Source organism: Streptomyces daqingensis, assembly GCF_014645895.1.
GTDB classification, from domain to species: domain Bacteria; phylum Actinomycetota; class Actinomycetes; order Streptomycetales; family Streptomycetaceae; genus Streptomyces; species Streptomyces daqingensis.
Genome location: NZ_BMMP01000019.1, coordinates 73,975 through 94,204 on the forward strand (window position 1 = coordinate 73,975; position 20,230 = coordinate 94,204).

The 20,230-nt window shown below is 64.7% G+C and carries 16 protein-coding genes and 1 pseudogene; 12 read left to right on the top strand and 5 right to left on the bottom strand.

The genetic code is table 11. From position 1 onward, the window contains the following. The first annotated feature begins 387 nt into the window (after positions 1–387). Positions 388–681 (top strand): hypothetical protein, encoded by a 294-nt coding sequence (locus IEY56_RS24245; protein WP_189039396.1) that lies wholly within the window; start codon positions 388–390, stop codon positions 679–681. A 12-nt stretch (positions 682–693) separates the two neighbouring features. On the opposite strand, the gene IEY56_RS24250 is transcribed toward IEY56_RS24245, so the two are convergent. Then, complete coding sequence (locus IEY56_RS24250) at positions 694–2,043, bottom strand: SNIPE associated domain-containing protein (protein ID WP_229712161.1); 1,350 nt, start codon at positions 2,041–2,043, stop codon at positions 694–696. A 687-nt stretch (positions 2,044–2,730) separates the two neighbouring features. Here IEY56_RS24250 and IEY56_RS24255 point away from each other — a divergent pair. Further along, positions 2,731–3,522 (top strand): protein NO VEIN domain-containing protein, encoded by a 792-nt coding sequence (locus tag IEY56_RS24255; protein WP_229712162.1) that lies wholly within the window; start codon positions 2,731–2,733, stop codon positions 3,520–3,522. A gap of 86 nt (positions 3,523–3,608) precedes the next feature. Further along, positions 3,609–5,462 (top strand): DUF2075 domain-containing protein, encoded by a 1,854-nt coding sequence (locus tag IEY56_RS24260; RefSeq protein ID WP_229712163.1) that lies wholly within the window; start codon positions 3,609–3,611, stop codon positions 5,460–5,462. Between the two features lie 3 nt (positions 5,463–5,465). Here the strand turns inward: IEY56_RS24260 and kilB are convergent, their stop codons facing one another. Beyond that, the gene (gene kilB / locus IEY56_RS24265) at positions 5,466–5,981 is read right to left on the bottom strand and encodes a plasmid transfer protein KilB (protein WP_189039400.1); all 516 of its coding nucleotides are present in this window, start codon (positions 5,979–5,981) and stop codon (positions 5,466–5,468) included. Between the two features lie 285 nt (positions 5,982–6,266). Beyond that, on the bottom strand, positions 6,267–6,398 hold the full coding sequence (locus tag IEY56_RS28905; RefSeq protein WP_268241346.1) for a hypothetical protein: 132 nt from the start codon (positions 6,396–6,398) through the stop codon (positions 6,267–6,269). 442 nt (positions 6,399–6,840) lie between these two features. Here IEY56_RS28905 and IEY56_RS24270 point away from each other — a divergent pair, with 442 nt between their 5' ends. Further along, positions 6,841–7,359 (top strand): hypothetical protein, encoded by a 519-nt coding sequence (locus tag IEY56_RS24270; protein WP_189039401.1) that lies wholly within the window; start codon positions 6,841–6,843, stop codon positions 7,357–7,359. 547 nt (positions 7,360–7,906) lie between these two features. After that, a complete protein-coding gene (locus IEY56_RS24275; RefSeq protein ID WP_189039402.1) occupies positions 7,907–9,565 on the top strand; it encodes a P-loop ATPase, Sll1717 family in 1,659 nt (552 codons plus the stop codon). A 1,212-nt stretch (positions 9,566–10,777) separates the two neighbouring features. Here the strand turns inward: IEY56_RS24275 and IEY56_RS24280 are convergent. After that, complete coding sequence (locus IEY56_RS24280; RefSeq protein ID WP_189039403.1) at positions 10,778–11,554, bottom strand: GntR family transcriptional regulator; 777 nt, start codon at positions 11,552–11,554, stop codon at positions 10,778–10,780. A 190-nt stretch (positions 11,555–11,744) separates the two neighbouring features. On the opposite strand from IEY56_RS24280, the gene IEY56_RS24285 reads away from it, so the two are divergent. The 4 genes from IEY56_RS24285 to IEY56_RS24300 all read left to right on the top strand — a co-directional run bounded on the left by IEY56_RS24285 (position 11,745) and on the right by IEY56_RS24300 (position 15,297). Continuing rightward, positions 11,745–12,092, top strand: a complete 348-nt coding sequence (locus tag IEY56_RS24285) for an SCO3933 family regulatory protein (RefSeq protein WP_189039404.1) — start codon at positions 11,745–11,747, stop codon at positions 12,090–12,092. Further along, complete coding sequence (locus IEY56_RS24290; protein ID WP_189039405.1) at positions 12,092–13,399, top strand: FtsK/SpoIIIE domain-containing protein; 1,308 nt, start codon at positions 12,092–12,094, stop codon at positions 13,397–13,399. The genes IEY56_RS24285 and IEY56_RS24290 overlap by 1 nt, the downstream gene beginning before the upstream one ends. Further along, on the top strand, positions 13,396–13,584 hold the full coding sequence (locus tag IEY56_RS24295) for a hypothetical protein (protein ID WP_189039406.1): 189 nt from the start codon (positions 13,396–13,398) through the stop codon (positions 13,582–13,584). The genes IEY56_RS24290 and IEY56_RS24295 overlap by 4 nt, the downstream gene beginning before the upstream one ends. Positions 13,585–13,887: 303 nt before the next feature. Beyond that, positions 13,888–15,297, top strand: a complete 1,410-nt coding sequence (locus IEY56_RS24300; RefSeq protein WP_189039407.1) for a replication initiator — start codon at positions 13,888–13,890, stop codon at positions 15,295–15,297. 129 nt (positions 15,298–15,426) lie between these two features. Here the strand turns inward: IEY56_RS24300 and IEY56_RS24305 are convergent, their stop codons facing one another. Further along, positions 15,427–16,863 carry a recombinase family protein gene (locus IEY56_RS24305; RefSeq protein ID WP_189039408.1) on the bottom strand — a complete coding sequence of 479 codons (1,437 nt, stop codon included), beginning with the start codon at positions 16,861–16,863 and terminating at the stop codon, positions 15,427–15,429. A 49-nt stretch (positions 16,864–16,912) separates the two neighbouring features. Here IEY56_RS24305 and IEY56_RS24310 point away from each other — a divergent pair. From IEY56_RS24310 to IEY56_RS24320, 3 genes and pseudogenes are all read left to right on the top strand, one after another. Further along, positions 16,913–17,099: pseudogene (locus tag IEY56_RS24310) on the top strand (dicarboxylate/amino acid:cation symporter); the annotation flags it as partial. A gap of 874 nt (positions 17,100–17,973) precedes the next feature. Beyond that, positions 17,974–18,993, top strand: coding sequence for an ArsR/SmtB family transcription factor (locus IEY56_RS24315; RefSeq protein ID WP_189039409.1), 1,020 nt, complete (start codon positions 17,974–17,976; stop codon positions 18,991–18,993). A 268-nt stretch (positions 18,994–19,261) separates the two neighbouring features. Beyond that, entirely contained in the window at positions 19,262–20,188 is a 927-nt protein-coding gene (locus IEY56_RS24320; RefSeq protein WP_189039410.1) for a hypothetical protein, read from the top strand. Positions 20,189–20,230: the final 42 nt, after the last annotated feature.

Below are 20,230 nucleotides of genomic sequence, written 5' to 3' on the forward strand. Positions count from 1 at the left end.
AGCCGCTCCTGCTCTCTCGACAAGACCGGGTGCGGTGCATAGGGCGCGGTGGCGATAGCCGACTTCGACGGAGCGGTGTGCGGCAGGCCCGCGACGCCCCTGTGCCGGACTACTGGTGCACTCCCGAGTACGCCCGACGGGAACTGAGCCGCCTGGCCGAATTGGCCGAGCAGCGGAATCTCATGCCGCCGTAGCGGCGAGAACGCGCGCAACAACCTCAGACACGAGACCGGGCCACCCCGCGAACCCTGGCAGGCAGGGGGTGACCCGGCAGAGATCCCGCAGGACCTCGATGCCGATGGTATCGGGGCTGCGGGCATGCTCATGTCCCCGCGGCTCGCACAGAGAGATCTGAGCAAGTCACTGCGAAAGGTGGGGAGTTGAGCCGTGTACGACTCGCATGAAGCTGGCTCGGCAAGCGACGAGATCGATCCCGACTCGGTCTTGTGGGTACGCGGGGTCGACTACGTCGCCGGCTGGCGCGATGCACGAGACGCTGGGACGGAACTCCTTGATGCGATGCAGGCGGCAGGAATGGACACCCACGGGCTGACCGTGCAAGCCGACGCCTATGCAGACGGCGGGGGCATGGTCCGACTTTCATGCTCCCCGGCGCTGGCAAGGGAGCTGGCACTGCTGTCCAGAGTCAAGGCCTTTCGCTTCCGTAGGCGCGTCAGTTGACGTTCCGGAGGGTCACGAGGGGGTCGTGCTTGCTCTCCACTCCGGTGCTTCGGGGTCCTCCCTGAACTCCAGCAGGTGTTGTCCTGCAAAGCGCTCGAGTGCCTCGCGGACCTCTGATGGGCGGACGTAGAAGAACTCCCGGCGGACGTTGACCCGGTTGACCCGGCGGTCCTCGAACTCCTCGTGGAGTTTGCGCTCGAGGCCGACCGCATCTTCGCTGAAGATCAAGGCGTGTACGTCGAAGCGGAACGGTACTGAGGCGTCGCCGAGTTCGTTGACGCGGTCCATGGGTTCCAGCCGGCGGGTCAAGCCGATCTTGACCATGCGCTCGCCGAAGGCGCCGATGTTGGAGATGACGTACACGTAGCCGGCACGGATGTTGGCCTCCCGGGCGTCCACCGCGGCCATTGAGGCTTCGATTTCGGCGAGCTTGTCTCGCAACTCCGCTGCGCCTGCGCTGTCATGTGTTCCTGAGGCGCGCAGTCGCTCGAGTGCCGACTGATAGTGCTGCCGTTCCTTGTCCAGACGGCTCCGCTCGCGATCCAGCTCTCTCTGAAGTCGCTCTTCTTCGCGCTGCTGCTCTCGCAGTTCACGCCGCCGCTCCTTCTCCTCCTCCTGCTTGGCGAGATGGTCGGCAGTCAGTTCCAATTCGCGCACGCGGAGACGGTGGTACTCGTCCGAGATGCGGATGTGCATCGTGGCACCAAGGCGGGCGATGGTCTGGCGGGACTTCTCGAGCCGGTCGATGAGGGAGGCCAGGCGGTGCGGGCGCATGGTTCGCACGGCGTTGTCGGCTTCGGCGTTGTACGCGCGCAACATGAGCTTGGAGAAGTCACGCACCATCTTCCTGCCCTGGGACAGCGACCCGTTGACGTGCCAGTCCGTAGCCGCCAGCACCGCACGGTTGTCCCTGGCCAGGGTCTTGACCTGGTCCTTAAGGGTGCTCAGCGCGGACTTGTAGGCGACCGCGTCCGCTAGAGGATGCCGGTACTCGTAGATCCCGGCTTCCTGAAGCATGGCTGCTTCTTCGGTGTGTACCACCTGGCCGCGGAGTTGATCCAGGCGCTCCTGGGCCCTCGATGTCTCTGCCTGGATGTCCGCGGCCCGGCGCACCAGGTCGTCATACGTCTGCCGTTCGCTGGCGAGCGCCTGATGCAGCTGATCGGAGGCTCGGTCGATCTTGGCGAGCAGCAACTCGTCTGCCTCCTGGTAGGAGGCGCGAAGACGTTCGGTGTCGACGACAAGAGTGGCCGCTTCTTCGCCCTGCACGCGCGAGAGTTGCTGGTACAGGGCGTTCTTCTCGGAGCCTTGCCGGGCGTGCTCGGCCTGTAAGCGCTGCAACTCAACCGTGAGTCGCTCCACCTCGGCTTCCGCCTGCTTGCGCTTCCTGCCGAAGACGCCCGGACTGCCGTTAGATCTTGCCGGGGGAACAGGCGATCCGCCGTACGGAGAGGCAGCAGGGGACTGCTGTGGGACCGGCTGGGGAGGACCGGTCGCAGATTCCACGGGTACCCATAGTTGCCAGCCCTCAGGCGGCGCAGGCCAGGAAGGGTCTGGTTGCCAATCGGCTGGCGGCACCCAGCCCTGCGGGGGTTGAGGCCAGGAAGGTGGTGGGTTGAAGCGAAATGACAAAGGATCTCCCACAACATCGAGATGGTTGACTAATGTATCAACTTGCGACATGTGAGAACTTAAAAAGGTTGTAGGAGCATATAAGCAGAAGCATGGCGTATGCCGTCTGGGATCACTGGCAGGCGACGATCGAAACCAAGAGGGTCGCAGCGTCTCGCGCTGTGGGTTGCCGCAGACCGGACTCGAGTGCAGCGGCCGACGAGCCCTGCAAAGCACCAACTGTCGTACGCCACAGCTAAGTTGGGCCGCATGGAAACGGCTTCCTTCCTGATGGTCCACGTCGGTCAGAGCACCAAGTCCCAGCGGAACCTGCAACACGGGATCGATACGTGCTCTTGGGGGTTTCCTCGATGGAAGCCGGAGTATCGCTCGGCCCGTCCGCGGTTTGCTGTGCTTGCCACAGGTGTGGCACCTCGCATGCAGCTCGAGGAGTGGGTAGCCCAGAAGATCACGGTGTATCTCTTCGAGGTGCGTGAGAGCTTCTATGCGGCAGAGGCGCCGCACTGGCCCGACGAGGAGGCCGAGCGCGTCATCAAGTACCCCGTGCGCTTCGGCATCGAACCGTTGGTGGTGATTGACGACGTCCGGCTCGATGAAGACGGGCCGCTGGGTCTTGCCGGCAGTGACGCCGTGCGGCGCTCAGGGACCCAGCAGGGTATCGGGATGCTAGTCGACATGAACCCTCAACCGTTGCTAGATGCGGCTGGGATCCATGCGGACTGGGCGGAGCGGCAAATGGTGCCTCTCGGTAGCACGCCAGGGGTCACAGCGGAGCAGGTGGAGGACCGCAAGCCCCCGAAGCGTAGGCGCCACGGAGCCGGCTTCGTCTCCGACCCGAAGAAGCGCAAGGCCATCGAACTGCATGCGGAAACCATGGCAGTTGCTCACTACGTCTCGGAAGGGTGGGCTGTCGAACGGCTCGGCAAGCCCTACGACCTTCACTGCACTCGCGGCAGTGAAGAGCGACGCGTCGAGGTGAAGGGGACGACGGGTGCCGCTACGAACGTCGAACTGACGATCAACGAAGTCGAACATGCGCGGAATCCGCTCCACACGGTGGACCTGTACGTGGTGAGCGACATCAAGGTGGATGTGCGGACCGATCCCTATGGGACGGCTGGGGGCAGAGTGTTGCACCTTCACGACTGGCAGCCGGCTGACGAGGACCTCAGGCCGAGGAGCTTCGAGTACCGGCTGCCCCTCTCATAGGTCCGCGGCTCGCTCAGCCGGTTTCCGCTGGGGCCGCATGTCGTCCACCACGGCTCGTTTGGAGATTTCTCTTGCCCTTCCTTCGCATGTCTGCACGCACGCTGTTCGAAAGAGGCAATGGTGGTGGCCTCGCCGATGAGCTCGCCCAGCAATACCGCTCCGCTCTCTATCGACTCCCCTCGCCAGGGGAGTACCGCTCATGGGTGAACAGCCTTCCGGCGTTGGCAGCGGTCCTGCGCGATGCCGAGCTTGATGACGTCGAAGTTCTCATCGAGCAGAAACTGCCCCTCACCAGTTTGCGTGCGGATGCCATCCTCGCTGGCTCCCATCCGACGACTGGAAGGCCTTCCTACGTCGTCGTCGAGCTGAAGCAATGGAGTGCGGCGCGACTCGTCCCAGAGGCTGACGACCTCTGTCTGGTCGAGGGCAGTCGCAACCACGCGTCGTTGCATCCCGTCGCCCAGGTGCGTCGCTACTGCGACTACCTACAGGACTTCACGAACCTGCTCAGCGATGAGGAAGACGTTGTGACCGGTGTGGCTTACCTGCACAACGCTGCCGATCAGGACGTCGATGATCTGTTCACCATGGCTGAGGCGAAGGCTCAGCTCTTCACGGAGACAACCCGCGGCGCACTCATCCGCTACCTGCAGACCCGACTGTCCCCTCAGAGCGGCTCTCTGGAAGCGGACGATCTGCTGAACAGTCCCGTCGCTCCGGGTAGACAACTGATGCGAGTAGCCGCAGACGAGATCATCCGAGGTGACAACTTCCGCCTCATGGATGAGCAACAGATTGCCGTGTCCCTGGTCAAGCGAGCGGTGGACCGGTCGCGCACATCCGATCAGAAGGAAGTCATCGTCATATCAGGGGGCCCAGGTTCGGGCAAAAGCCTCATCGCTTTGCATCTCATGGGCCACCTCTTCCGGAACCTCCGCACTGCTTTCCATGCGACCGGGTCCAAGTCCTTCACCACCACGCTTCGACACGTGGGCGGTCAAACGAACGACCGAATCCCCAAGATCTTCCGCTACTTCAACGACTTCGAGCGGGCAGAACGTAACGGTCTCGACGTCCTGATCTGCGACGAGGCACACCGCATGCGGTTGCGGTCGTCAGGATCCAACGCACCGGCTTCAGACGGGAACCATCGGAGGCAAGTAGAGGAACTCATAGACGCCGCCAGAGTTCCCGTTTTCCTGCTCGACCAGCACCAAGTGGTGCGGCCCGGGGAGATGGGAAGCGTCAAGGACATCGATCGGGCCGCACACGCCCGGGGATGCCTTGTTCGCCACGTCGATCTCAACAACCAGTTCCGGCTCGGTGGTAGCCGTGCCTACGAGCACTGGGTTCTCCGCCTCCTTGGGCTGGAGGCTGGCGGCCCTGTCCCTTGGGAGCCCGACGGCAACTTCAACGTACTGATCGCCGACTCACCACAGGAGATGGAGCAGTACCTCCGCGCTCAGCACGACGCAGGGTATGCGACTCGCATGACAGCCGGCTTCTGCTGGCCGTGGAGTGCTCCGCGGAATGACGGCAGCCTTGTCGAAGATGTGGTCATCGGAGACTGGCGTAAGCCCTGGAACGCCAAGACGATCGCCCCCGGAGCGCCCGCATCTTCGCTATGGGCGACAGAACAAGGAGGCTTCGGTCAGATCGGCTGCATCTATACGGCGCAGGGGTTCGAGTACCCCTGGAACGGCGTGATCTTCGGCTCAGACCTGGTATGGCGCAACGACAGGTGGGAATCCAACAAAGCTGAAAGCTGGGATGGCAGCTTGACGAGAACCTCTCCCCAAGAGTTTCACCAACTCGTGCGCAACACGTACAAGGTGCTGCTCACACGCGGCATGGCCGGCACCGTTCTGTACTCAACCGATCCCGAGACCCAAGCCAAGTTGCGGAGCCTCGTCGCTGCAGGCACCGCGGAAAGTTTGTAAGCATCACCCCTCCGCTTCCGGAGGGCGGATGATGGGTCGGCGAGCAAGCTGTCCACGCACGTGGTGTGCAGCGACTTCCAGGTACTTGTCGATCGCTGTCCGGGCCATGTCGTCTCGCGACTCCAGGTCCGCCTTATCCACAGCTCGATGCATGTCGCCTGCGCAGTCGAAGGCGGTTTGTGCGTCGTGTAGGAGGTCGACATCGTTGAAGAGCAGTCGAACGTGCGCGAGAGCTTGCCAAGCGACGGTACGCCGCCGGTAGGACTCGGTACGCGCAGCCAAGGCGGCAGGGCTATCCCAGTCCTCGTGAGCCCGGTGCCATCTTGCGTGCTGAGCCGACCGATACTCGTGCAGAGCCGTGGCGAGGTCCTTGCTCGACGTCAACTGCTCCTGTCGGAGCCTCTCTTCACGCTGAAACTGCTCGCTTCGCTCAGCTGTGCGCTTCTGGATGAGGAAGGACGCGCCAGCTCCCAACAAGGTCCCGATCACGGCGATGAGTGAGGTCAGCACAGCCTGCATAGCCGCCAGGACAGCAAAGCCCTGTGCCTTCTGACACCAGAGGCAGGGCAGTTGGCGCATATCCGCTGCCCGATGGCCGGAGAGGAGCGGCGCTGCACGCAACGATGTGCGATCACAATGACTCCTCCGATTCGAAACCTGTCGCTTCGTGCCATGGGTCTCGGCGCTCTGAGCTTGGGAATCACTGGCGGTTAGAAGGCTTTGGCCGCCTGGCCAGGCGGAATGGTTGTCCGCAGCCCGCCCTGCGCTCGGAAGATTCACCGTTGTTGACCGCTGTTCTCCGCTCTATCTGGTGCGCTTCTGGTCCAACAGCCGTGCGGGGAACTGGCGTTGCACCTCGCCCACTTCTCGGGAGAAGCCCAGAGCGAGGGCCGCAGCGAGCACTACGAGCAGATTTGCGATTACGGCAACGATCACCGGAACCACCTCCCCTTCAAGCCAAACGGCGAGGGCGAACAGCCAACTCATGGTGAACAGGCCAAACGCGACTTTCCGAAGCCAGGGTGCCCAACTGCGGCCTGCGATTCCGCCTTTGCATCGCCCCGACATCGGATGGTTCCGAGAGGCCGGCGAAGCGCAACGCCAGCCAACACTGTACCGGGGACGGTCACACGACCCTGACAGACCTCCGGCCGTTGGATCGCGGCACGCGAGCCTGCCAGGTGAGTCCTCCGGGCGCAGGCACGGCGGTACCAGCGTCGCCGATCAACTGCAGCACCCCCTGGCCAAAGCCGTGCAATGACAGTCACCATCCAGCATCGACTGTCAACAGCGGCCAACCTCGCAGGGCCCAGAGACGGCCCGAGGATCGAACTTGTGGTCTGGTGACGTCAGCCCTGAACCTCCACACTTCAATGACATGGGGGACAACGGATTGTGGATCGCAACGCTCACGGGCTTCACGGCTGTGCTAGCGAGCTGGGTGACCAGCCGCGGGCACACGCGAGCCGCACAGTTGCAAGCCGAGGCAGCAGCATCCATTCAAGAGAAGGCGCGACGAGACGAAGTGAGACGGACGTCGTACCTCGCCTTCCTTGAGCAAGCCCACCTCATGGGCAGTGAGTACCGCCGTACTCCAACCATCCTCAGCGTTGAAGATCACCAGGAACGCAACGGGCGCCTTACCGAGCATCGGGCACGCTTACGCGAGCTCTATGGATCCTTTACCAAGAGCTGCGACACAGTGACCGTCTACGGCCACACCAGCGCGATCCTAGATGCATGCGACGGAGTCTCTACTGCCTCGACGGCGGTGTACGTGGCCGTCGGCGAGATCGCGGAAGGAACACGGCCCGCCGCATCGTTCTCCGGAGTTCTTAACGACTACTGGTCAGCGGTTAGCGTCTTCATCGATGCTGTGCGCCAGGACGCGCCGTGATGCGCCGGCATGTCCAGTTGGCCCTCATCCAAGCTCCGTGCGTTCTGCACCGCCCTTGACTCCATGCGGCGGCCAGGGCCTCAGAGCGACGTTCTGTTGGGCGTTGAGCTGCTGTTGAGGGCTATTCAAGAACGTCACTGTCCGGCCTCGTTGGCGTCAAAATGGGCGTCAGCATCGCCAGGAGAGCCCCCCGCCGGCCGCTTGCTCCCCCCCAGAAAAGGTAGCCGAGTCTGCAGGTCAAAGCTGAGGTGGTGCACGCGTGCCTGCTCCAGTGAGCTGCCGGTGTTCGGGGGCGTGCATGGCGTGTGGCCCCCGGTAGGTCCCAACACCTCGACGATCTTCAGGTCTCGCGAATCCCACGTGTCGGACCCGCCATGAGGTGCAACCTCAGCGCCGTAACGGCCGTGTCGCAATTGACAGATGCGGTGCGACCTGCATGAACCAGTCTCTGCTAGTGCCCTCTTCGCTACGGGGGCCGCTTCAGGTAACTTGCGATACAAGTCACATTGCACCTGGGGGCGAGGTGCCCTGACTGAGGGGAGTCGCGTTGCAGCAGAACGGACGGCCACGGCGAAGCTCGAATTTCAACCTGGGGGCAGAGCAGGCGGAAGCGGATACCTTGCTGCGTTCGGCGTTTTACCAGTCGGACGATTATCTAACTGTGGCGGATCAAGAAGACTCCCGCTGTTTCTTAATTGCCCGCACAGGCAGTGGCAAATCTGCGCTCTTGCAGCAACTGCAAGAGCAAAACCCCGAACACGTCGTCAGGGTTGTTCCAGAAGACTTATCGCTCACCTACATAACAAATTTAGATGTCATGCGATTCTTGGATGAGTTGGATGTGCACTTAGATCCGCTTTTTATCGCCCTGTGGAAGCATGTGCTGCTGGTGGAATTAATTCGCCATCGATACAAGGTTGATTCATACGAGGCAAAAGTCAACTTCCTCACCACGTTAAGGGAGAAAATCAAGCGCGACCCTGCAAAGCGAGCTGCGTTGGATTACCTGGAGGACTTCCAGGATAGGTTCTGGGTTGAGGCCGATCAAAGAGTCAGGGAGATAACAGAGAAATTCGAAGAGAAGATCACTACGGAAGCCAAGAGCAAGATTGGGTTTTCGTCAAATACTGTGGCCAGCGTTGGCGCAGATTCGGGTGACACGTATAGCTCTGAAGTTCGCTCAGAATGGGCTGGCCGCTTTCAGCGCATTGTGAATGAGCAACAGATGGCTCGTCTCAATAAGATGTTGAAGGTGTTGGATGAGGATATCCTCGACAGTCGACAGCATTTCACGTATGTAGTGATCGATGACCTTGATCGAGATTGGGTCGATGGGAGGCTGGCTAATGCACTGATCAGGTGCCTTTTCCGTGCGGTGCTGGATCTGCAGAGAGTAGAAAATCTCAAGGTGATAGTTGCCTTGCGTACCAACATTTTCGAGCACCTCGATTTTGGCCATCGTTCTGGCGGACAAGAGGAGAAATTTCGTTCGCTCGTACTCCGCATGCGCTGGACAAAGGTAGAATTAGAAGAGCTGGTTAGTGAGCGCCTTCGCGTGTCATCTGCGCGACATGGGCAACAGATCAACTCGGTCAATAGACTCCTTCCCCGAAGCGACAGGGTGGCAGGAGACGCCTTTGACTACATGATCGACAGGACTTTGATGCGCCCAAGGGACATCATTGCCTTCTTGAATGAAACTCTTGCAGCTTCCTCCGGAGTCGAACGGTTGACGTGGGAGGACGTCTACACTGCTGAGGACACGTATTCGCCGAAGCGTCTGCTTGCACTGCGTGATGAATGGAAGAATTCCTACCCCGATATTGACCGGGTTTTCAGCCTATTCAGCGGGGTGACCCTGCCCATGACCCGGGAGCAATACACGCGGCGACTTGACGACGCTGCCTTACTAACACCGGACCCTGCTTTTCGTGGATCAAGATGGCTAGACCGGATGATGAGCGCTGTCTGGGACTCTCGCCCACAGAGTTGGATCGATTGGTATGGGCCGATTACATCGATGTTATACAACATCGGTTTCATCGGATGTCTATCGCATAGGTTAGGAAAATTCTGTTACGCACATTCGTCACCCGATTTTGCTGATCGTGCGAGTAATCTAGAAAGGGCGACGCATTTCACTCTCCATCCTGCGTTCCATGCAGGGGTGGATGCCCGCTGGGATGAGTCTTGGCGTCAGCGCTGAGATGTCGAAGAAGTGATGCGCCAGTTCTCCGGCCTGCGGACGGACGAGAGGCCAACAGCCTGACCTGCGAGTTGGCTGTTGGCCTCTGTCGTCGTCTGTCACCGTTGGGCTCCCTCGCACGGCCCCACGACGGCCCGAACCTCACTTGCCGGCCTCTCGTTGGGAACATGGGCACGACGGTCGCTGAGGTCATCTCGGCTGGCCCACAGGTTGCGTCGAGCCATCTCCGTCCTGCTGCGGTCGCCGTGGTTGCTGTACTTCGCTGCTGTACAGCAACCACGGTGCGGGGAGCACCGCTTAGGAGCGAGGCAGGGCACCGTTGTTGTGACCTGCACGTCTGCTACCTGGGCCGTAGCTCGATCCGTGCCCGCTGTGCGCCCTGATTCCCCGTGGTTCCCCCTCTGTTCTGGCACGGGTGTGGCACGACCTGCGCTGCTGGCATGTCACTTGAGAGCTGTGATTAGTGCGCCGATCCCCGCTAGCAGAGTTCCCGCTCCCGTCAACAGAGATGCCCAAGCGACTTTGCGGCTTTGTTGCCCTCCGCTAGGCTCAACACCGGTGGGAGTGTCAGACATGCCATTCCTTCCCTGCGCGCCTCTACTGAGGTTCGTTTTGGCCCCGTCCCAGTCTGGCGAGACACGGTGGACGGGGCCTTCCCTTGACAAGGGAACGTACTGCACCTTTGACCTGCCGCGATCTCTGACGGATTTCATTCAGCTGGCGTGAGCCGCTTAGTTGACGCCATTCGTCAACCGGCTCTGAAGTCGGAATGTTGCATATAGGCAACATGGCAATTCAGGCAAAGCAATGCAAAGTCACCCTCGCAGAGCACGGGTAAAGGTGGCTGAAAATCATCCGTGCCCGCAGCACGCACCTAGGTCGGTGGAGCGGCTTTGGGCTGGAGCTGCCTTGGGGCGAGAGATCAGGGGCTCGTAAGCTTTCCGCGACTCGGGCAGTCTCCTGACCTGCCCGCAATAGCCCGAAGTGAGCCCCTGATCTTCGAGGCTCGCCCTAAGGTGGCTGCCTAAAGCCGCGGAACCGACCGACCCCGCCGGCACCCTTCCCCTCTTCCGGGTCGCATCCGCGCGTGGTCCCGGCGGCCGGGCCGGAGCGGGGCGGAGACATGAGCGTCGGCCCGGCGGCGAGCCGGGCCGCGCGGCGAGCGGAGCGAGCCCTTGAGGAAGTGAAGAAGAGTTTCGACAAGCTGGGCCGTCAGTCCGGGACTGCGGCGAGTTGGCGCGGCGTTGTGGCAGTGATCCGGTAAGCCGCCTGCGCGAGGTTGCCGTTGGTTCGGAGTTCTTCGAGGAGCAGTGGGCGGTTCTCGCGGCCGTAGGTGATGCGCGTGGTGTGCAGCACCGGGGTTGCGTCGGGGAGCTGCAGGGCTGCGCGCTCGTCGGGGAGAGGCATCCGTGCGCTCGCCCTCTCTGACCAGGCGAGTTCGTGACCGGACTCCGCGAGGATCGCGTAGGCGCGTGCGGGGTCGGTGTCCGGGCTCTCGGCAAGCTCGGTGTTCTCGGCGGTCGCGAAGGGGATCAGGATCCGATGTGCGAGGCGCACGCCGGCGCCCGTGATCTCCCAGAGGCGGTCGACGACGAACACCGCCTCTCCCTCATCCAGTTCGAGCAGTGGTGCGCTGGCGGAGTCCGTGTGGGATCGGGACACGCTGGGCTCTTCGAGGAGCTTCCAGGCTTCGAAGCCAGCGTAGAAGTTGCCCTTGCAGTCTCGCGTAACGGTGCGGTCGACCGTGATGCTCGAGACCGGTGCGCTGCGGACGAAGCTGCCCTTGCCATGGATGACTTCGATGAGTCCTTCCGCCCGTAGAGCAGCGATGGCATTGCGCACGGTCGGGCGGGAGACCTGGTAGCGGTCGATGAGTTGAGACTCGGACGGCAGCGGGGTGCCCGACGGGTATTCGCCGCCCGCAATGCCGTCGCGGATCGCCGCGGCGACCTGGCGGTAGAGCGCCCCAGGGCGCTGGATCTCTGCCATGGCAGATGCCTCTCTTCGGCTTGTGCGTACGGCCGGTCCGTTGAGTGCGGTCCCGAACCGCTACTCGTGAGCCTCACGTCACTCGTCAGCATAAGTTGTTGCGCTCAGCCGTCAAGACGTGCATAGTCGTCACTCGTCAGTACGAGTGACGTCAGCCAATGACGTCTGATGGCCAGGGAGGCCAACAACCATGCAGTCCATACCTGTGGACGTATCCCGGCTCGGCGTGCTCCGGTGCGCCGTCGCGCCGGAGAAGAAGCTCAGCAACTACGAGACTCAGGAGGTCAAGAAGGACCGAGACGGCAACACGGTCTACACCGTCGCGGTGATGGTGCGTCAGGACGGTCGGCGGGTTTCGGTGATCGAGGTCGCTGTATCTGGGGAGCCGAAGGGCGTCATTGAAGGTGCCGAGGTCCGGTTGACGGGCCTGGAAGCCTTCGCGTGGTCGATGGGGGACCGGCACGGCATCAGCTTCCGGGCATCTGCCATCACGCCGGTTCCGGCCTCGCCGGTCAGCGCGAAGGGCGGGGGCGTCTGATGGAACGGCCCATCCTGCTTGCCTTCGCGCTGGCCCTACTGGCCTGGTTCCTCGTCCTCGGTGACCGGTTAAGGAGCCAGCGTCCGGACTGGCAATGGTACTTGACCGGGTACCCGCGAACGCTTCTCAGGATCGTGTCCACCTGGCGCAAGGTGGCGCTGATCAACGACCTGAGCGTTTCCTACGGCAGTTCCCGGCGCGTCGTCGGGGACATGGCAGTCAAGGGGATGCCGCTTCGGCGACAGGCTCCTCGGATCACCTTCCCGCGTCCGGTACCCGGCGGCCTGGTGCTGAGGGCTCGGCTTCGTCCCGGACAGACTCCGGCACCGTTTCTGGAGGCTGCCGAGGCTCTGGCGCACGCCTGGCGCGTGTACGCCGTGCGCATCGTTGCTCCGGAGCGGGGAGAGGTCGTCATCAGCGTGACGGCCCGCGATCCCCTGGAGAAGCCCTTCATCTCTCCGTCTGGGGACGGGTGGGTGCTGCTCTCCGCTGTGGTCGGAGCGCTGGAGACCGGTGGAACCTGGGTCCTGGACTTCCGGCGCATCCCACACTGGCTCATCGTCGGCGCGACACGATCCGGCAAGTCCACGCTCCTGGCGCGGCTCGTCACGCAGCTCGCTCCGCAGCCTGTCGCCCTCGTCGGGATCGACTGCAAGGGCGGGATGGAGCTTGGGCTCTTCGGTGAACGCCTTGCGGCGCTGGCGACCTCCAGGAGCGAGGCGGTAACAGTGCTCGGCGGGCTCGTGACAGAGCTTCAAGAGCGAATGCACAACTGCCGTTTGGCAGCGGCCCGTTCCATCTGGGAACTGGACGAGGAAGAGCGTCCCGTCCCGGTGGTGGTGCTCGTCGACGAGCTGGCCGAGTTGTACCTGAGCAACGGTTCCAAGGAGGACAAGGCCGAGGCTGAGCAATGCTCGACCTACCTCCTGCGCTTGGCCCAACTCGGTGCCGCGCTGGGTGTCTACCTCGTCGTGGCCGGCCAGAGAGTCGGTTCGGACCTGGGCCCCGGCGTGACTGCCCTTCGTGCTCAGCTCGGCGGCCGGATCTGCCACCGCGTGAATGACGGCGCGACCGCGGAGATGACCCTGGGGGACATCCACAAGGATGCCGTCGTCGTGGCACAGAGCATCGAGGCGAGCGAACAGGGTGTCGCGGTCATGGCCTCTGACTCCGGTGGCTGGGTTCGAGGACGCTCGCACCTGACGACCCCTGCCGAAGCCAGGGACACGGCATCGCGCCATGCCGAAAGCGCCCCGGCGCTGCTGTGCCTCACGAAGGTGGCGGCAGCCAAGGGAGGTGCGGAATGAGCACCGCCATGCCGCTCGTGGTGGTCCTCGGCATCATCACCGTCCTGCTTGTCCGCGGTCGCGATGTACGCGCCTGGGAAGCCGTGATCATCGGCTTGTTCGGCTTCTACACAGCCATGACACCCATCGGCTGGGCCGTGGTCGGCCTCGTGAACTGGCTGCTCGGCGGCTTCATCGGTGACTGAGAGGGGGCCTGCCTGATGCCGATGCGACGCGTGAGATGCCCCCACTGCAAGGGCGAAGGGAACCGCACCACATGGACCGGCCGACGCCGCCGGTGCCGAGTCTGCCGGGGAGCCGGAATGGTCCGCTGAGCCCCGACAACCGCCATCAGAAAGGAGTGACCGCATGGACGCACCGCACCCAGCCTCATCCATCCGTCCCCTCGGGACTTCGCCCCGGGGGAGCTCCCAAGCCGCTTCGGCGGCCCACCCTGGAAGGGACCCACCACCATTCCCGCCGAGATCACCTCGGCCGACGGACGCGCCGTGCTGGAGCGTGCGGCGCGTCTTCGTCGGCTTCCCCCGATCGACCAAGAAGTCATAGGACTCGCTCAACACCCCTTGTTCGACGGGTGGTTGGCACAAGTCACCGCCACAGGCGGCTGCGCCCACCCCATACATCTGACCGGCTCCACCAGCACCCGTGACGCCTCCTCCGGAGAGTTGCTCCACCACTACGACACATCCGAGGAACTCGGGGAACGCCTCCTCGTCAGGTGCCGCAATCGACGCGACTCCGTATGCCCGCCCTGTTCGCGGCTCCACGCCGGCGACACGTTCCACCTCGTTAGCGCCGGCCTTCTCGGGGGCAAGTCGGTGCCGGAGGACGTACGGGATCACCCTCGGCTCTTCATCACGCTCACCGCGCCCGGGTTCGGCCCGGTGCATCGGGTCAGTGACGGACGACCGTGCCGGCCCTGGCGGGCGACTGCGCTGTGCGAGCACGGGCGCGCCCGTGGCTGCCTTGACGTGCACGACTCCGCTGACTCCGCCGTGGGACAGCCGCTCTGCAGGGACTGCTACGACTATCCGGCGCATGTCCTCTGGCACGCCAACGCCGGACGGCTGTGGAAGGCGTTCACCGACAACCTCTACAACCACCTGGCCGCCAGGAGCGGGCGCACACGCAGCGGACTCCGTCGGGCGGTACGCCTCTCGTACGCCAAGGTCGCCGAGTATCAGCGGCGCGCGGCGGTTCATGTGCACGCCGTGCTCCGCGTCGATGGCCCCTCGGGTCCTGACGATCCGCCGCCGCTATGGCTTTCAGCAGGAGCGTTGAGGGAGTGCGTCGTCTCCGCGGCTGCTGCCGTCCGGCTCAAGACGGACTTCGCCCCTGCTTTGGGTGAGCACCAACTGCGCTGGGGCTCCCAGCTCGACGTCCGGCCGCTTCGGAGCTTCGACACGGCAGACGGGCTGACCGACGACGCCGTGGCCGCTTACGTGGCCAAGTACGTTACGAAGGGTGCCGCCGAGACTCATGCCGGTCTCGACCACCGCGTGACTAGCAGAGAAGACATCCTGTGTGCGTCTGTCTCCCCTCATGTCCGCCTGCTCATGTCGACATGCTGGCGTCTCGGAGGGTTGCCTGAGCTCAGCGAGCTGCGGCTGAGGGCATGGACGCACTCGCTCGGCTATCGGGGCCACATCCTCACCAAGTCCCGTGCGTACTCCACGACTTATGCCGCCCTACGTGAGGAACGAGCCCGTCACCAGCAGGGCGTGCTCGACAGCGGTGACAGTGACGAAGGCACCGTCACGGACTCGAGTTGGCGCTACGTCGGATCCGGGCACAGCCCTGGAGCCGCTCTCATTGCGGCTGGCATAGCCGCAGACCTCCAGCAGAACCGCGAGGTGGCGCGAGAAGCAGCGGCCGACGAACCGGGTGGCCGCCGTTGACCGAACTTGATGAGACTGCGTCCGCCGCGTGGATATCGGCCATTCTCGACCGATGGGTTCCGCCGGAGGACTACGACGAACGCATGGCGGCAGTCGTGGATGGCTACCTCGCCGATCGAGGCGACGAACCTACCCGGTGGGTCCCTGAGGCTCATCGCCGATCGGCGTGACCTTGATGGAGTCCAGTTCGGGAGGCTTCCTGCGACCCCTTCCGACGCTGTACACGGAGACCTCGCGGATCACCGAGCTCACGATCGCACGGCGTCGCTCGAGATTCGTCATGTCGTCGTCCTGCCACACTGCCAGCGCGTCCTTCTCGGTGCGGGACTGCCGAACAACAGCGGCCGACTCACTGGCTCGCAGCGAGTCCAGCTCTGACCTGAGATGCGACAGCGAGTCGAAGTAGTCCTCGTCGTCCAGCGCTCCCTCCTTCCACCGCCTGCGCAGGTTGCGGATGCGTTCTTCCAGGACGTTGATGGCGTCACTGAAGTCTTCGTCCGATGCAGCGGGAGGCGTGGGCTTGCGCCTCCGAAGGGCTGCCTCGACGAGCTCGTTCAAGCGCTCCTCGATCCACGCGTACGAGCGGTTGACCTTGCCGCAGCCCAGCTGGCCGACAGCGCCCACCTGACTGGAGTTGCAGAAGGTCCGGCGGAAGGTCCGGCCCTGGATCGTCGCCCACTGAACGCTCATGACCGAGCCGCAGTGTCCGCATTTGAGAAAGCCTGAGTACAGGTGCTTCCGCTTCCCGGAGCCCTTGCGGGCCGGGGTGCTGCGGCTGTCGAGAACCGTCTGCACGTTCTCCCACTCCTCACGAGTCAGCGGGTGCGGGTAGATGCTGTCGCCGACGCTGTCCCCTCTGTACGTGACGATGCCGCCGATCCGCTCGGACCTGTAGACCCTCTTCACCTTCTGGATCGACCAGGCGGTGTCCCCAACCGTTCGGGAGCCCGCCGCGTTCCATGCGCGGGCCACGTCGCCCGTCGTCTGGCGGTCCATGAGCATCCGGTAGCCCAGCCTGATCAACTCCACCTCTTCGGGCACGACGCGCTGGAAGTTCGAGCCCGGTTCGAAGCCGAAGACTCGGGGCCCGCCGGCGTGCGGCTTGCCCTTCTCCCGTCGCTGCCGGAGGGAGCTGTTGATGCGCTCCGACATGCGCTCGGTCTCCTGCTGGGCCACCGCACCCTTGATGGTGAGCACCATCCGGCCGTTGGCCGTCGCGGTGTCCTCACCCTCTGTCGTGGCGAACTGGAAGCCGTGCTCCTTCTGAGCTTCCAGGAACGAGGTGAGCTCGGCGATCCGCCTCGTGAGCCGGTCGATGGAGTAGACGACGATGCCGTCGATGAGCCCTTCGCGGGCGTCCCGCAACATCTGTGTGTACATGGGCCGCTGCTTCTTGGCCGTGGTCGACGCGGACGTGTCGTTCTCGGGGTAGACCTTCAGTACGCTCCAGCCCAGGCGCTCGCAGAGTTCGCGGCACGCCTTCTCCTGGCGTTGGATGCCCAGCTCCTGGCCCTTGCGGTCCTTGCTGATGCGGACGTAGATCCCAACTCGCTTAGGTTTGACCATGACGTGCCCCCTCAGTCGGTCAACCGCACCGGCCAACATACATAGTTGGCGCACGGCGACGAACGTGGCGGGTCAGGCCGTCGTCCCGGTGCTGGTGGCTGCGCGGGAGAAGGTCCTGGACCGCGAGAAGTTCGCGGGGGCGCGCAGCTTCGACCTGGATTCATTCGAGGCGGAGCCCGAGCGTGACGCGGCCGCAGCCGTGGCCTGAGGGGCAGTCGGCGACCGTGGCGGCGTAATCGCCCCTCCGGTCGGATCGTCAACTCCCCTGATCTCCAAGGAGGTCGGGGGAGTTCGCGTTCCGTGAGTTCGCGGCCCTGGGATCGGTGAGGTTCGACCGGGTGGTTCTGGTGGGACGGGGAGGCATCGCACGCTGCCGTCGGGGGCCCGAGAGAAGTCCGGAATCGTGGGATCTACGTCCTTCGTGGGGAGGGGCCGGCGGGGGCACGTCGGCATAGGGTCGCGTCATGAACCAACTGCGTGTGTGCGCAGCCGAGTACGACGCGGCGCGGTCGCCGGACGTCACCTGCACGACGCCGAGCCGTGCCACGGGGGACCTTCCCGGTGCCGCCCCGCCCTGAGAGCGGCCGGGCACCGCGAACGAAGCCGGTATCACCCAGGACGACTGGGCACGGGGGCACGGGGATGGCACGGGGGCAGGGGACGGGGACGCGAGGAGGGGCGGGGCAGGTGCGTCCGCACGTACGGGGGGCGGTCGTCCCGCACCCGCCGGCCCGCTGAGGAAACCCATGTCGTGACCGGTCCAGGGGGCCGCCGCGGCCTGGGCGTCCCGGGCGGCCCGAGCTCTGCTCCCCGGGGAGCAGTCCGCGTGCATCTTCGCGGCTGACGCTTCCCGACGCGCTCTGCAGCACCGTTGGCGCGTGGCGGGCGGGCATCACCCGCTTCCGGCAGGGACGCGGCGGATGTACCGGCCGTCGCACGACAGGGACGGCGTGGCTTCACGGGGGGCTACCGCGCCGTCCCGCAGCCCGCGGACACGCCCTGCGGCCTCGTCCCGTACCGCATCGCGCCCGGCGCGGCTTCCGCACGCAGCCCTGGCCGCGACGCCGCAACCCAGCTCCCCACTGCCGTCGGACGGTCATTGGAGAGCCCATGCTGCGGGTGCAGTTCACCAGCGAGGACATCACACGTATCCGTGTAGCCGCCGAACCCGACCCGCTCTGGGAGATCACCAACAGCTTCCAGATTCTCGGTGCCAGGGGAACCCCCATGGTGTTCGCGGAGTGGCGCCGGTCAGTCCGGCCCTCCCTGCCCGCGGCAAGCCGGCTGCTGGCCGAACTGCTGCCCGCGTCCGGCTACTCGCCCGATTTCCTCACCCCCGACCTCGGGGGCCGCTTCGATCTGCCGAGTGCGGTGGAGACCGTGCTCGGTACGGCGAAGACGGACCTGCGGAAGGACCTGGAGAGACTGGCGGTCTCACGGCCCCGATTACGTCCGGTGCCGTCCGACGTGCGGGCCCTGGCCGCCGGGGACACGGCGGCACTGGGCCGGCTGCGGGCAGCTCTGTGCGGATACCACCGGCATGCCCTTGCCCCCTTCTGGCCGCAGATCCGGGCCCGGGTGGACGCCGACCGCGCTATCCGTACCAGGGCGCTGCTGGAGGGCGGTATCGACGGGCTGCTGGCGAGCTTCAGGCCCCTCCTGCGCTGGAAGCCTCCCGTGCTCGAGGCCGACTATCCGGTGCGGCGCGTCCTGCAGCTCGACGGGCGGGGGCTGCTGCTTCAGCCGTCCTTTTTCTGCACGCGAAGACCCGTCACGCTGGCCGACCCCCGCATGACTCCGACCCTCGTCTATCCCATCCAGCACACGCTCGGCTGGGCCGCAGCGTCCCGGAAGGGCACGCCCGGGACAACCGCGGGGGGCGCCGAGCTGGCGGCCCTCATCGGCCGGACCCGCGCCGCCGTGCTGGAGGACCTCACGGACGGGCGTACCACCGGCGAACTCGCCGAGCGGCTGAGCATCTCCGCGCAGGACGTCAGCTACCACACCGCGGTCCTGCGGCGGGCGGGCCTGCTGCTGAGCGTGCGGCGCAGCAAGAACACGCTGCACACGATCACGCCCGCCGGACGCACCCTCCTCACCAGCCCGTCCGGTACGTCGATCAATGGATAAAAGGAGATTTTTAGCGTGTAGCGGCGATAGGTGCGCCTCGGTCACGCTGGCACAGCCAACGGGGGACGGCTGACAGGCAAGGGCCGACAGCCAACGACTGACAGGTAACGGCCGAAAGCTGACAGGTGGCGGCTGACAGCCAACGGCTGACGGATGACAGATAACAAATGACAGCAAACGGTCAACCGACGACAGCTAGCAGCTAACTGCTAACAGCTAACAGCTAACAGCTAACAGCCAACAGCCAACGGGGAATCACGGGGGAACGATGCGAGGCCGCACCACTGCGCTGACCGCCATAGCCGTCGCGGTCCTGACGGTGCTCACCGGCTGCTCGGAGGGCTCGGCGCCGGAGAATCAGGCGCCGCCGGCCAAGGGCGAAGGTCCGTCCCGGGCCCTCACCCGGAGCGAGCAGACCCGCGTCGAGCAGGCCGAACAGCGCCTGATCCAGGGCTGCATGAAGCGCAAAGGTTTCCGCTACTGGGTGGGGCCGCCGGCTGACGCCGACACCCTCCGGGCCTTCTCGAACCGCTTCGTCCAGGACGACGTCGGGTGGGCGCGTGAGCACGGGTACGGAGGGCGCCTCAAGAAGGCGTTCTTCGCCGACAAGAAGCGCGACCCGAACCTCGCTTACCGCGAGCGTCTCTCCCCCTCGGAGCGCCAGCGCTTCTCCGACGCGCTGGACGGCGGGCCGAAGACGCCGATGCTCTCCGTGCGGCTGCCCGCCGGAGGCGCCGTCAGATCCCTGGACGGCGGCTGCCGCCACTCCGCCCGTCAGCAACTGTTCGGCGACACGGAAGCCTTCTTCCGCGCCGACAAGACCGCCGCGAACCTCGTCGCGGTGTACACGCCGAAGCTCAGGCGGGATCCGCGCTTCACCAAGGGCCTCGACGCGTGGTCCCGGTGCATGCGCGACGCGGTGGGCCGCGACTTCGACGATCCGGGCGCGGCCCGCGCCCATGCGGACGAGCGGGTCAAGGGGCTCAGCGCGTCCGAAGCTCACGCCGTCGAGGTGGAGTTGGCCGTCGCGGAGGCCGACTGCGCCCGCAGCACCGGCCTCCCCAGCACCCTGTCGCGGCTGGACCGCGCGTACGGAGACCCCGTACGCGACCGCTACGCCGACGAGATCGCCGCCAGCAACCGGATGAAGCACGCGGCTCTCCGGAAGGCGAAGCGGCTCGGCCGCCGCGACTGAACCGGCCCCGGGCGCACCGACCGCGCCCGGACCGCACGACCG